General features: G+C 35.9%; 12 protein-coding genes. 5 read left to right on the forward strand and 7 right to left on the reverse strand.

Annotation, left to right across the window (positions count from 1 at the left end; genetic code table 11):
- Window positions 1-64 precede the first annotated feature (64 nt).
- The 3 genes from LUA91_RS01190 to LUA91_RS01200 all read left to right on the forward strand — a co-directional run bounded on the left by LUA91_RS01190 (window position 65) and on the right by LUA91_RS01200 (window position 2030).
- The gene (locus LUA91_RS01190) at window positions 65-859 is read left to right on the forward strand and encodes an SDR family NAD(P)-dependent oxidoreductase (RefSeq protein WP_231424125.1); all 795 of its coding nucleotides are present in this window, start codon (window positions 65-67) and stop codon (window positions 857-859) included.
- 30 nt (window positions 860-889) lie between these two features.
- Window positions 890-1381, forward strand: coding sequence for a peptide-methionine (S)-S-oxide reductase MsrA (gene msrA, locus LUA91_RS01195; protein ID WP_231424126.1), 492 nt, complete (start codon window positions 890-892; stop codon window positions 1379-1381).
- A 118-nt stretch (window positions 1382-1499) separates the two neighbouring features.
- The gene (locus LUA91_RS01200; RefSeq protein ID WP_231424127.1) at window positions 1500-2030 is read left to right on the forward strand and encodes a DinB family protein; all 531 of its coding nucleotides are present in this window, start codon (window positions 1500-1502) and stop codon (window positions 2028-2030) included.
- Between the two features lie 46 nt (window positions 2031-2076).
- Here the strand turns inward: LUA91_RS01200 and LUA91_RS01205 are convergent, their stop codons facing one another.
- From LUA91_RS01205 to LUA91_RS01230, 6 genes are read right to left on the reverse strand one after another with little or no spacing between them, the layout of a single operon-like run.
- Window positions 2077-5205 carry an efflux RND transporter permease subunit gene (locus LUA91_RS01205; RefSeq protein ID WP_231424128.1) on the reverse strand — a complete coding sequence of 1043 codons (3129 nt, stop codon included), beginning with the start codon at window positions 5203-5205 and terminating at the stop codon, window positions 2077-2079.
- A 28-nt stretch (window positions 5206-5233) separates the two neighbouring features.
- Window positions 5234-6331: an efflux RND transporter periplasmic adaptor subunit gene (locus tag LUA91_RS01210; RefSeq protein WP_231424129.1), complete on the reverse strand. Its 1098-nt coding sequence runs from the start codon at window positions 6329-6331 to the stop codon at window positions 5234-5236.
- A 5-nt stretch (window positions 6332-6336) separates the two neighbouring features.
- A complete protein-coding gene (locus LUA91_RS01215; protein ID WP_231424130.1) occupies window positions 6337-7608 on the reverse strand; it encodes a TolC family protein in 1272 nt (423 codons plus the stop codon).
- Window positions 7609-7664: 56 nt separating this feature from the next.
- On the reverse strand, window positions 7665-9014 hold the full coding sequence (locus LUA91_RS01220; protein WP_231424131.1) for a HAMP domain-containing sensor histidine kinase: 1350 nt from the start codon (window positions 9012-9014) through the stop codon (window positions 7665-7667).
- Complete coding sequence (locus tag LUA91_RS01225) at window positions 9014-9691, reverse strand: response regulator transcription factor (RefSeq protein ID WP_231424132.1); 678 nt, start codon at window positions 9689-9691, stop codon at window positions 9014-9016. The genes LUA91_RS01220 and LUA91_RS01225 overlap by 1 nt, the downstream gene beginning before the upstream one ends.
- Window positions 9692-9740: 49 nt before the next feature.
- Window positions 9741-10442, reverse strand: coding sequence for an NUDIX domain-containing protein (locus LUA91_RS01230; RefSeq protein ID WP_231424133.1), 702 nt, complete (start codon window positions 10440-10442; stop codon window positions 9741-9743).
- A gap of 148 nt (window positions 10443-10590) precedes the next feature.
- On the opposite strand from LUA91_RS01230, the gene LUA91_RS01235 reads away from it, so the two are divergent.
- The gene (locus tag LUA91_RS01235; RefSeq protein WP_231424134.1) at window positions 10591-11742 is read left to right on the forward strand and encodes a galactokinase; all 1152 of its coding nucleotides are present in this window, start codon (window positions 10591-10593) and stop codon (window positions 11740-11742) included.
- 49 nt (window positions 11743-11791) lie between these two features.
- Here LUA91_RS01235 and LUA91_RS01240 read toward each other — a convergent pair whose 3' ends face one another.
- The gene (locus LUA91_RS01240; RefSeq protein ID WP_231424135.1) at window positions 11792-12115 is read right to left on the reverse strand and encodes an RNA-binding protein; all 324 of its coding nucleotides are present in this window, start codon (window positions 12113-12115) and stop codon (window positions 11792-11794) included.
- 366 nt (window positions 12116-12481) lie between these two features.
- Between LUA91_RS01240 and LUA91_RS01245 the strand changes: the two genes are divergently transcribed.
- A complete protein-coding gene (locus LUA91_RS01245; RefSeq protein ID WP_231424136.1) occupies window positions 12482-13345 on the forward strand; it encodes a flagellar motor protein MotB in 864 nt (287 codons plus the stop codon).
- Window positions 13346-13395: the final 50 nt, after the last annotated feature.

Consider the following 13395-nt stretch of genomic DNA (forward strand, 5'->3'; position numbering starts at 1 on the left):
CTGTGCTTTTTCCGATAAACAGATCGTGAAAGGATTTGTTATTATTACATCTTAAAGCAAAATAATGGATTTACAATTAAAAAATAAGACAGCTTTTATCAGCGGATCAACTGCTGGAATAGGATATGCAATAGCAGAAAGTTTATTAAAGGAAGGCGTTAAAGTAATTATCAACGGACGATCGCAAGATACTGTTGATGAAGCCATTGCGCAATTAAAGAAAGATACCGGTAATCAATCGGTGAGCGGAATTGCCGCAGATTTTTCTAAAGCCGAAGAGGTATTGCATTTAATAGAAAGTTTACCAGATATCGATATTTTAGTAAACAATGCTGGAATTTTCGAGCCAAAAGCTTTTGAAGATATCAAAGATGAAGATTGGTTTAGGTTTTTTGAGGTAAATGTGATGAGTGGCATTCGGTTATCACGTGATATCTTTCCGAAAATGTTAGCCAAAAATTGGGGCAGGATCATTTTTATTTCCAGCGAATCGGCAGTTTTTATTCCTGATGAGATGATCCATTATGGAATGACAAAAACGGCCCAACTTGGCGTAAGCAGAGGGTTAGCCGAATTGAGTAAAGGCACAAATGTAACTGTTAATTCAATTCTTCCCGGACCAACAAAATCAAAAGGTGTTGGAGGTTTTATAGAAGATTTAGCAAAAAAAGGCAATATCAGCGTGGCTGAAGTTGAAGATGACTTTTTTAGAAATATGCGGCCTACTTCCTTGATCCAGAGATTTTTAGATGTTAGCGAAATTGCGAATGCCGTTACTTATTATGTGAGTCCGTTGGCATCTGGCACAAATGGTGCAGCAATAAGGGTAGAAGGCGGTTTAATCCGCTCAATATTGTAATTTTAAATAGATAAATAAATAATCATAATTATGAGTACTGAAAAAGCCATTTTAGCTGGAGGTTGTTTTTGGGGCGTTGAAGAATTGATTCGCCAGCAACCTGGTGTAGTTTCGACTGTTGTGGGGTATACCGGTGGTGATGTTGCAAATGCTACATACCGCAATCACGGAACACATGCTGAAGGAATTGAAATAGAGTTTAATCCCGAAGAATTATCTTATCGAAAACTATTGGAATATTTTTTTCAAATCCACGATCCGACTACAAAAAATCGTCAGGGAAATGATGTGGGCACATCCTACCGGTCGGCAATTTTTTATGAAAACGATGCTCAAAAAAATACCGCCAATGAGCTGATTGAAGAATTGGAAAATTCTGGAAAATGGCCTGGTAAGTTTGTTACTGAAGTGGTGCCTGCTGGTGATTTTTGGAATGCTGAAGAAGACCATCAGGATTACCTGCAAAAGGTTCCGTATGGTTACACCTGCCATTTCGAAAGACCAGATTGGAAATTAGATTAAATATAGAAATGAGTTTGCATTTGCAAGCTCATTTTTTTTAGGATATTTTTTCTACTCATATACCTAGCAGATATAGTGGATTCTTATTACTAATTTTATATCTATAAAACCAAATCACATGAGAACAATAAAATTATTAACCAGTCTGTTTTTGCTAGTTGCTACATTCAACACCACAAAAGCACAAACTACTGCTGCAGAGGTGGCTAAAGAATGGGAGCGAGCTAAGGCTTACACCAAAGAGTATTTAGATGCCATGCCAGAAAAGGATTATGGCTATAAGCCAACGCCCGAAATGAGATCTTTCGCTGATCAAATGTTGCACCTTGCTGCAGATAATTATGTTTTTACTGCCGCTGCGCTAGGAAGTAAATCTCCGGTAGGAATGGATGAATTGGAAAAAACCAGCGATAAAACTAAAGCAGCAGTAACTAAGAATGTTGTAGATAGTTACGATTTTGCAATTGCAGCCATAAAAAAAATGAGCACTAAGCAATTAAATGAAAAGGTAAAACTTTTTGACCGTTTTGAACTTTCGAGAGAACAAGCATTTGAAAAAGGATTTGAGCACCAAACGCATCACCGTGGTCAAACAACCGTTTATTTGCGGTTGGCAGGAACTAAACCTCCGCAAGAAAAATTATTTTAGCATAAAAACAACGAAGCCTTTCGAAATTTGAAAGGCTTTGTTGTTTTTATGCTTGTGATGGATTGATTTTTTGAACTTTCTTTTTGTACGACCAATAAAATACAATTGGATAAACGAAAAGATTAAAAAGTGTGTTTGTAATTAAACCGCCTATTACTACAATGGCTAAAGGTTTAGAAGCTTCAGATCCAATTCCGGTCGATAAAGCAGCTGGCATTAATCCGATTGCAGCCATTAAAGCGGTCATTAACACAGGTCTAAACCTGCTGGCAATTCCATCTCTCATTGCGTCAGTAAATGTCCATGTTTCATGGTGCTTTAATTCGGCAATATTTGTTTTAAATCTGGTAATCAGAATTACGCCATTTTGAACACAAATTCCAAACAGTGCAATAAAACCAATTCCTGCTGAAATATTAAAGTTAACGCCGGCAATTAACAGTGCTAAAATTCCGCCAATCATTGCAAATGGAACATTGTTTAACACCAATAACGCATCTCTAAAGTTTCCAAAAAGCACAAACAGAATGAAGAAGATTAATAACAAACTTACGGGAACGGCTTGTGATAATCGGGAAATGGCTCGTTGTTGATTCTCAAAATCTCCGGCCCATTCTAATTTGTACTCTTTTGGAAGTTTTATTTGTGCATTTACTTTTTGCTGTGCTTCGGCAATTACACTGCCCATATCTCTACCACGGATGGAAAATTTAATAGCGCCATAACGTTTATGTTTATCCCGGTAAATCATACTCGGGCCAGTAATTTTTCTGATGCTCGAAATTTCGCCCAATTGTACATTCGAACCTGAAAGTGTAGGAATACGAAGTTTGCTGATCGAACTTTCATCATTTCTAAAATCTTCCGGATAGCGAATAATAAGATCGAACTTTCGCTCGCCTTCATATATTTGCGTGGCTGCTTTACCGCCAATTGCCATTTCAATTACAGCATTGGCATCAGCAGTACTCACCCCATAAAGTGCCATTTTTTTCTGATCGAGATTAATCTGTAATTCTGGTTGACCAAGATTTCTTAAAATTCCCAAATCTTCAATGCCATCAACAGTTTTTAAAATCTTTTCGATTTTTTCTTCCTCACGCTCTATAAATTCAAAATCTTCCCCAAACATTTTCACTACGATAGAACCCTTCACTCCAGAAACCGCCTCTTCTACGTTATCAGAAATCGGTTGAGAGAAATTGAGGCTAATGCCCGGAAAACTCTTAAGCTTTTCCTGCATGCGTTCAATCAGTTGTTCTTTGCTTTGCTTACGCTTCCATTCTTTGCGTGGATAAATATCTACATGAAATTCCATGTTGTAAAAGCCTGTTGCATCAGTTCCATCATTCGGTCGGCCAGTTTGCGACATTACCTGCTTTACTTCCTCAAAACTTAAAAAGATCTTTCGCATATCATTAGAAAGTTTTTTGGTTTCATCCAACGAAATACTCAACGGGCCAGTAGCCCTTACATAAATGGAGCCTTCATCCAAACTTGGTAAAAATTCAGTTCCTAAAAATTTAAAACTGAAGGCACCAGTTACCAAAATGATGATGGATACAAAAAATACCAATCTTTTTCTGCTGAAACATATATCGTAAAATTTTAAAGTGACTTTCGTCATCCATTCTAAAAAGATGTTGTGTTTGTCTTTTACGTTTCTTTTTAATAAGACACTTGCCATTGCGGGTACTAGCGTGAATGTTAAAATCAGCGCACCCAAAAGGGCAAAACTTAATGTCCAAGCCAGTGGAGAGAACATTTTTCCTTCTACTTTTTCGAAAGTGAAAATGGGCAATAATCCGGTGATGATAATCAGCTTAGCGAAGAGAATACCTTTTCCGTTTTCCATGCAGGCCTTTTTAATGAAACCCAGTTTGCTCATTTTATTAAAACGATCCATTCCAAGTTTTTTGGCTTTCATATCCAGGGTCACGAAGATTCCCTCAACCATCACAACTGCACCATCAATGATGATTCCGAAATCTATCGCACCCATGGATAGCAAGTTCGCAGGCATGCCTTTTAGTTTCAGACAAATAAATGCGAATAAAAGTGCCAATGGAATAATAATCGACACGATGAGTGTTGTACGCCAATCGGCCATGAAAAGAAATACAATCAGGGTTACAAATATGATTCCCTCAAGCATATTTCCCATCACGGTATGTACCGAATAATTCACTAAATCTTCCCGATCGTAAAAGGCTTTTATTTTTACATCATCAGGTAAAATACTGTTGTTAATGACCTCGATTTTTTCTTTTAAACGGGCAATAACCTCACTCGGATTACCACCTTTGCGCATCACCACAATGCCTTCCACCACATCTGGATCATGGTCTCTGCCCACTTGTCCCAGTCGTGGCAGTGCCGATTCTGCAACTTCCGCAATGGTTTTAACGTAAATTGGTGTTCCGTTTACATTATCAACTACCACATTTCTAATTTCATCGATATTATTGAGCACACCAATTCCACGCACAACGTAGGCTTGTCCGCTTTGAACAATTACATCGCCACCCACGTTAATGTTGCTTTTGGAAACCGCCTCGAAAAGCTCGGTAGCCGTTACACCATACTGAATCGATTTTTGGGGATCTACAGTAATTTGGTATGTTTTTACCTCGCCACCAAAACTAACTACATCAGCAATACCCGAAACAGACAATAACTCCCTTTGAATAACCCAGTCTTGCAAAGTTTTCAGCTCGCGAACCGATTTTTGGTCGCTGGTAAGTGTATATCTGAAAATTTCTCCGGTTGGTCCGTAAGGAGGTTGTACTTCGGGTTGAATACCTTCTGGCAAATCAGCTTCATCAAGGTGGTTATTCACCTGCACCCTTGCTTCTGCATAATCAACATCATCCTCAAAACTTAGTTTAACAATGGAAAGTCCAAATAGGGAAGAAGATCGGATGCTGGTACGTTTTTCAGTGGGATTCATGGCAATTTCCAGCGGGCGACTCACGAATTTTTCTACCTCTTCGGCACTTCTGCCTGGCCATTGCGTAATTATAGTGATGTTGGTATTGGTTACATCAGGAAATGCATCTATGGTAGTGTTTTTGAAACTTAAATAACCAGCCAGAATGAGGATGAAAGTGGCAAAAAAGATGAAATATTTATTCTTCAGCGCAAAGCCGATTATGCTTTTGATGAATTTATTCATAATAAAAATCTAAAAGATGAGTGGGGTTTTACTGGGTTTTTAAGTTTTCGAATAGAAAAACTTGCTTCGATGCAATTACACGATCGCCAGCCTGAACACCTTTGCTGATAAAAATTCTGTTGGCCGTTTTACGTCCAATTTCTATTTCTTGAATACGCACTTTATTATCGTTACCCAAAAGCAACACGTAATTTTTATTTTCATCAAAAATTACGGCTCTTGAATTTACTACCGGCAAATCAACTCCAGCTCTGGCCGAAACTTTTACAGTACCTAGCATGCCGGGTTTCAATAAAAAGTTTGGGTTTGGAATAATTACTCTTGCATTCATCACCTTGCTGTCTTGATCAATCATATTGTAGATTTTATCAATTTTTCCGTTAAAAACTTTTTCTGGATAGGATAAGGTAGATAAACTCACTTCATCGCCCGGTTTAACACGAGAAATATCAGATTCATAAATATTGATCATCGCCCAAACATTCGATAAATCGGCTACAGTGAATAAACTCTTATCATTATCACTTCGCAATTGCATATTATCATTCACGTTTTTCTCAATTACGAAGCCACTCAATGGCGATTTTATAGCATACAAGCCGGTGCTGCTTCCTCCATTAATTTTTAAAACCGAATTGGCTCTTTTTAATTCTGCCTTTTTTATCTGGTAGTCGTTTTTAGCTTCTTCCAATTCTTTTGCCGATGATAAACCACTTTCATACAGTTGTTCTGCTTGCTTTAATGTTCTATCTGCCGTTTTCAGTTCGGCATTCGCAGTAATAACTTCTTTATCAAAACCGGCCATTTCAGCACTGTTCACAGTTGCCAAAGTTTGTCCGGCGCTCACCTGATCTCCTAAACGTACATTTATGCGATTCACAGATCCGCTAACCATTGGAAAAAGTTCAGATTTGCGATCTTCATTGGCTGTAATCTTCGCAGAGAAAATAATATCTGCTTTGCCATTGGCCTGTTGAACGGTATCAATAATAAGTTTGTTCAATAAAGAATCGGTAACGGCGAATTTTTCAGATTGAGTTTCTATTTTTTTATCGCTACAGCCATAGCCTAAACCTACTGAGGTGATAATTAATCCTTTAATGATATTCTTATGGATGGTTTGCATAGTAATTATTTGAAAATGTTGGCGCCTGTTACGTAGTTTAATTCTTCTCTCGAACTCATTTTCTCGAATTCAAGGTTGTTTATTTGAAGGATGTTCTCTTTATATGATTCGTAGAGATCGAGAAATTCAATCAGGCTGATGTTTCTTTCTCTAAAGTTTTTGATCAGTCCATTAACAATTTTATTAAAGTCACCATTAAAAGAAGGATCAATTTCTGATAGTAGTTTCTCATTTCTTAATGCGGTTTGATAACTGTTGAAAACCTCATTTGAAAGGATTAACTCTTGCTTTTTAATGTTCGAAGTTGCTGCATCAATTCCTACTCTTGCTTTTTTAATTTCGCCCTGATTTCTATTGAATAGCGGGATAGGAATTTTTAAACCAATACCAGTATATTTTTCGGGATAATTGCCTTTTAAATCGTAAGCCAATGAAATTTCCACATCAGGAATGGCCATTGCTTTTTGCAATTTGAGATTGAGCTCATTGTACTCCAGATCGGTTTTTGCAAGTTTTAAATCTGCCCTGTTTGTTCTGGCCGAATCGAGCAGGGTGGAATATGGAATTTGATCCAGTTTAAGGTTTCTTTCTGCGGCAGTTGAAACACTTAATTTTAAAATGGAATTAGGTTCCAGGCCGCAAAGCAAGCGTAAATCTTTATAATGATCTTCTAAATCGTTTATTAGGTTTGCTTGTTCTGATTTTAAGCCAATAATTAAAGATTTTATTCTGATAACATCTTTTAGCGCAACATTTCCGGCTTTTAGTTGTATATCATAAGCCTTTAATAAACTTTCTGTCGATTTAATTTGATCTTCATAAACTTTTACCGACTGTGCAGAAAAATAGGTTTTATAAAAAGTGTTCCTTAGCTCAAATTTGAGTGTGCGCAGTAAATCAAAATATTCTAATTCTGCCAGTTTTATACCTGTTTGAGCAAGCTTTATATTTTTATTTCTTTTTCCGGCTAGTTTAACCAGCTGCGAAATTGAGGCTGCATATTGGCCGTATTCAAATGATGTTTGTAAGAATTTTTTGGTTTCATGATTGTAAAACAGATTTTCATACTCCAGTTCTGGATTGTCAAAAAGCTTTGCGGTAATCACTTCAGCTTTGGCCTGATCTATTTGGTAATTACTGGCCAGCAATTCGAAGTTGTTTTTTAAAAATAAAATCTCCGCTTGCTTTAAATCAAGTTTTAACGAATCGGTTTGTGCAAAGGCAAAATTAGCCGTAACAGCAATTACGAAAATTAGAAAAGTACTTAATCTCATCATGCGGCAAAACTATCCTTGCCGAATTAAATGCGAATTAAATCGAAATTAAAAGCAGATTAAAGTTTAGGTAGAATAATGATGATGGTACTTTTTTCACCATGTGAGGGAGGTATTTCTATTTTGCCTTTGAATAAATTGATGATCTTTTGTGCCATGTACAGACCCATTCCTTCACCTTTTTTTCCAACTTCCTCCGATCTGGTGTAAAACGGTTTGAAAACCTCTTCATGCTCCAACAATGGTATACCTGGACCTTTGTCTGTGATTTCAACTATAAAATTTTCATCCCTTTGCAACAATTTACAGATTACTGCCTGGTTGTTGGAAAATTTAAAAGCATTGGAAATAATGTTATCAAGTACAATTTGCAGCAACACCTGGTTTGCTGATACCATTGGTTGATCATCTTTTAAATTATCAATAATTTCAATTTTTAGATTTTTTTGCTGCTGCCATTCCTCTTGTATCTTAAGCAATAAACTATTGAGCTGAATGGGAAAAAGTTGTGAATTGATCAATTCCATATCCATTTTTGCCAATGCTAGCAATCCAGTGATAATGTGATCCATTTTTTCAGCATCATCCAGTATGGAATGAATTACTTTTTGATAGGCGGTAACATCCCTTTCTTTCGATAACGCAAGTTCAGCAGCCATCATCATTCGCGTAACAGGTGTTCTCAATTCATGCGAGGCATTGGCTACAAAGGTTTTTTGAAGAATAAAAGCCTGTTCCAATTCATTCATTAAATGATTAAAGTTTTTAGCAATCAGATTGATTTCATCTTTGGTGTCGCTTTCTTCAACCCTGAACTCCATGTTTTCAAGACCTATTTGCTTCACTTCGGTCATGAATTTTTTTAATGGCTTAAGCATTTTCTCTGCAATCCATCGGCTCAATAGAAGAACGATAAGAGAGATCAATACAAACACAAATATCATGATCCTCAATAATTTTACCAGCCTATCGTGCGAGCCTTGGTCTGTTGCCGAAGCTAAAATCACAAAATCGCCTTGGTTATCTTTATAGTAAATGCCAACAACCTGCCTTTCTCCATCAGTATATTTTAAACGTTTGTTTTTTCTAACCTTTTCTATGGTTGCTTTCGACCAGTATTGTGCAGAATCACCAATAAATGTTGCCCTGTTTTTATAGTCGTAAATACGGGTTACTTCGCCGTTTAATTTTTGCAAATACTTATGGCGAACGTCATTCATGGCATCACGACTAATTTCATCGGCTTCCAAATAGAGCTTAGCGGTAACCATTGTTCTATCTGTTAGGCGTTCAAAAAAATCAGCCTCCAGAAATTTCATGAAAGTAAAATAAATCACACACAACACGGCGAAAAGCATAGAAGTGCTTATCAAAGTAAAGTAAAGTGCAATGCGATCTTTTATTTTCATTATTTAAAAATGTAACCCATATTAATTTTTGTATGAATTAGTTTCCTCTCAAAATGTTTATCTATTTTTTTTCGCAGAAAATTCACATAAACATCAATTACATTAGTTCCGGTATCGAAATTTATATCCCAGGCTTTTTCGGCAATATACTGGCGTGATAATAAACGGTTAGGATTCCTTAAAAACAATTCGAGCAAAACAAATTCCTTGGCGCTAAGCTCAATGTTTTTTCCTGCTCTGGTGACCTCTTTACTGCTGGTATCCATTATTAAATCTTCAAAAGTGAGTTGATGGTCTAAAATGTTTTTTACCGGATTTTGTCTTCTCAACAGGGCTGATACACGGGCCAAAAGCTCTTTCAAATGAAAAGGTTTTACTAAATAATCATCAGCCCCGGCATCCAAACCGGTAACTTTATCATCTACCGATCCCATGGCAGTAAGCAACAAAACAGGGGTTTGATCATTGTTTTCCCTTAATCGTTTGCAAACCTGAATACCACTCAAACCTGGCATCATAATATCTACAATTAAAAGATCATAATTAGCATTAAGAAAACGATCCATTGCATCAATGCCATTAAAAACGATCTCGACCTGGTAACCATTTTCTTCCAATGCAGATTTTAGTAGATCGGCAATTTTATGATCATCTTCAGCTATTCCTATTTTAAGCATTTAGCAAAAATAAGGATCTCATCTTAAATCGAGATTAAAATGATTATCGTTAAATTGATTTAAGATTTGGAATTAGATTTAAAAAGGCTTGAAAGTTGGCTGCGTATTTCTTTTTATCGAGCTTAAAATAGAATGCACCTTTCTTAGAGCCCGATTTATCTTTTTCTTCGAGTTTGATAAGCAATCCTGTAGAGCTTATTTTTCTGCTAAAATTCCTTGTATCGATTTTGGTATCATTCACTTCCTCAAAAAGGATTTGCAATTGCGGAATTGTAAATTTTTTAGGGAGCATTTCGAATAAAATAGGGTGAAGGGCAGCTTTATACCTTAGTTTTTTTCTTGCATCGATAACCATTTTGTCATGGTCGAAAATTAATTTCGGACGATCATTAATTAAAAACCATTCTGCATGGAAATCGTCGTTAATTTGTGTTTGATATTTATTTATATCTATGAGGGCAAAGTAACCAACCGAAAGTGTTCGCTCAATCGGATCCCTTTTCGGTTCGCCATAAATTTGAAGTTGTTCTAGATAAATTCCCTCCAAACCTGTGTTTTTCTTCAAAATCCTGTTTGCTGCATCGTCTGGACTTTCATCTTCAGCAACAAAACCACCTATTAAACTCCATTTATCTTTTTCGGGTTCTAAACCTCTTTTAACTAACAAAATTTTTAAATGTTCTCCATCAAATCCAAATACAATACAATCTACTGCAACTAAATAATGCGGTTGACCAGAATATCCTCTCATTGCGTTTCGGTTAGCGTTTAAAAATTTCCCTAAATTATAAAAATTTGATAAATTATTAATTGTCACTTTTACATTTAATAATTTATCAATAGCTTTGTTAAAATAGGTTTGAAGTAAATTCGCCTAATTCAAAATAGGAGGAGTAGTTATGGATATAGAACTTTTAAAAACATCATTTAGAAATATTTTCCAGGTAGAACCAGTAATTGTTAAATCGCCAGGTAGAATCAACATTATTGGCGAACATACCGATTACAATGATGGTTTTGTGATGCCAGCGGCAATAAATAAAGGAATTTATGTAGCGGTATCGAAAAGGGAAGATAATGAAATGCATCTTTATTCAGAAAGCTATCAGCAGTTACATATTTGTGGTATAGAGCGAATTGAAAAATCGGATAAAGCCTGGGCAAATTACATTCTTGGTGTTGCCGATCAAATGAAAAATAGAGGTTATAAGTTTACTGGATTTAATTTATACTTAGATGGAAATGTGCCTTTAGGTGCTGGTTTATCATCTTCAGCAGCATTAGAGTGTGCTACCGCTTTTGCCCTAAACTATATAAACAATATAGGAATTTCTAAGATGGATCTGGCATTAATTTCGCAAAAGGCCGAACATGTATTTGCAGGGGTAAATTGCGGAATTATGGATCAATTTGCTTCAGTTTTCGGAAAGAAAGACCAAGCTGTAATGCTCGATTGCCGATCGATGAAATATGTTTACATCCCCTTAAAGTTGGATGGCTATAAACTTGTTCTCTTGAATACAAATGTTAAACATTCGCTTTCAGATTCGGCCTACAATACCCGAAGATCGCAATGCGAACAGGGTGTGAAGTGGATTAAAGAACATTTCCCAAAAATTTCTAGCTTACGCGATGTGAGTTTGGAGATGCTTGAAAAATTTGTTAAACCTAAAGACTCGGAAGTGTTTAAAAAATGTGCTTATGTAGTTGATGAAAATGAAAGGGTTATAAAAGCTGTTGATCAATTGGGAAATGGCGATTTAGTTGCTTTGGGAGAACTGATGTTTGCAACACATGGGGGATTGAGCAAAGATTATGAAGTAAGTTGTAAAGAACTTGATTTTTTAGTTGATTTTGTAAAAGATTTTGATGGGGTACTCGGAGCTAGAATGATGGGTGGAGGATTTGGTGGTTGTACACTTAACATCATAAGAAATGAAAGAATCGATGTATTAATCGAGCAAATTAAAGCTGCTTATCAACGTGAATTTAATTTGCAACTTGATGCTTATGTAGTTGAAACTGATAACGGATCAGAATTGATTGGGTAAGCTGATATAAAATTTTTTGCTAAGTATCGCTGCAGGCTTGTTAAAATATTTAGCGTTGCATGCGGGGTCTTTTTCCTTTATTTGGTACTGCACTGCCCGCTGGCTTTGGCTTGAAAACTTTTTTAGGTGCTTCTTCTGCGCTTTGCTTAACAGTAATAACGTTTCCTTTAAAAGTTTCTCCATTTAACATCGAGATGATGTTACTGGCATCAGCCTGGTTTATTACCTCAATAAATGCATAACCTTTGCATTTTCCGGTTGCTCTGTCTCTTACAACTTTAATAGTTTCAATTTTACCGTGAAGGCTGACAAAGATTGCCAAATCCATTTCTTGAATATTATCTGCAAGGCCGCCAATAAAAAGCTTAATCATAAAGAGATTGTTAACTTCAGGATGAATCGTATATTCATTAAGGATAAAATACGATATGTTTAATTATGGCGCAAAATAAACATTATTAAAGCATTATCAAATGAAAATTCATCATTTTGTTAGAAAATTTTAATCCATTTTACTGTCCGGTTATAATATTTCTGTATTATGTTTAAAATATGATAGAATTTAAAGAATTTAATGCTTTTAAGTTTTCAAAATGTACTTATCTAAATTTTTTATCCTTAACTTTTTTTAATGATTTGTAATGAGTTAATGTTGCGAAGTGTGCCTGGAAGGCCTTAGTCGGCCTTTGAAACTTTACGGCAAGGAATTTGTTAAGCTATAATCTAAAAATACAAGATTATGAAATTATACAAATCATTCCCAATTGTGCTTTTGGCAATTATTCTTGTTTCTGGTTGTGTAAGCAATAAGAAATATGCTGAATTGCAAGATACTTACTCCAAATTAAGGGAGCGAAACCAAGAGCTTAGCAATCAATTTCAGGATAGTCAACGTGAACTAACTGGCGCTACCAGCAGAGTGAAAAGTTTAGAAGAGCAAATTGCTTCAGAGAAAGCAAACGTAACTGCACTTCAGGATGCTTTAAATAAATGTTTAAGTTCTAGCAATCAAGGAAATGTTAATATTTCAAAATTGGTTGATGAAATTAATAGTTCAAATAAATACATCAAACAGTTAGTAAATGCCAAAAATAAAAGTGATTCACTTAATATGGTGTTAACGAATAATTTAACCCGTTCATTAAGCAGAGAAGAACTAAGCGATGTCGATGTTCAGGTTTTAAAAGGAGTGGTTTATATCTCGTTAGCCGATAACATGTTATATAAATCTGGTGGATTTGAGGTTAGCGATAAAGCTGGCGAAACGCTTAGCAAAATCGCTAAAATTATTCAAGACTATAGTTCTTATGATGTTTTGATTGAAGGTAATACAGATAACGTTCCAATTTCGCAGCCAAATATTCGTAACAACTGGGATTTAAGTGCGTTACGTGCATCTTCAGTTGTACAAGTTTTGCAAAACAAATATTCAGTCGATCCAAAACGTTTAACCGCTGGCGGCAGAGGTGAATATAATCCTGTTGCAGACAATGCTACACCAGCTGGCAAAGCGAAAAACAGACGTACACAAATTATCATCACTCCGAAATTGGATCAGTTTATGGATTTGATTGGTAAAGCACCAGAAGCATCACAAAAATAAAATTATCATACACAGTTCAAAGGCAGCTTAATTTAGGCTGCCTTTTTTAT

It is taken from the genome of Pedobacter sp. Leaf250 (genome assembly GCF_920984735.1).
In the GTDB taxonomy this organism is placed as follows: Bacteria; Bacteroidota; Bacteroidia; order Sphingobacteriales; family Sphingobacteriaceae; genus Pedobacter.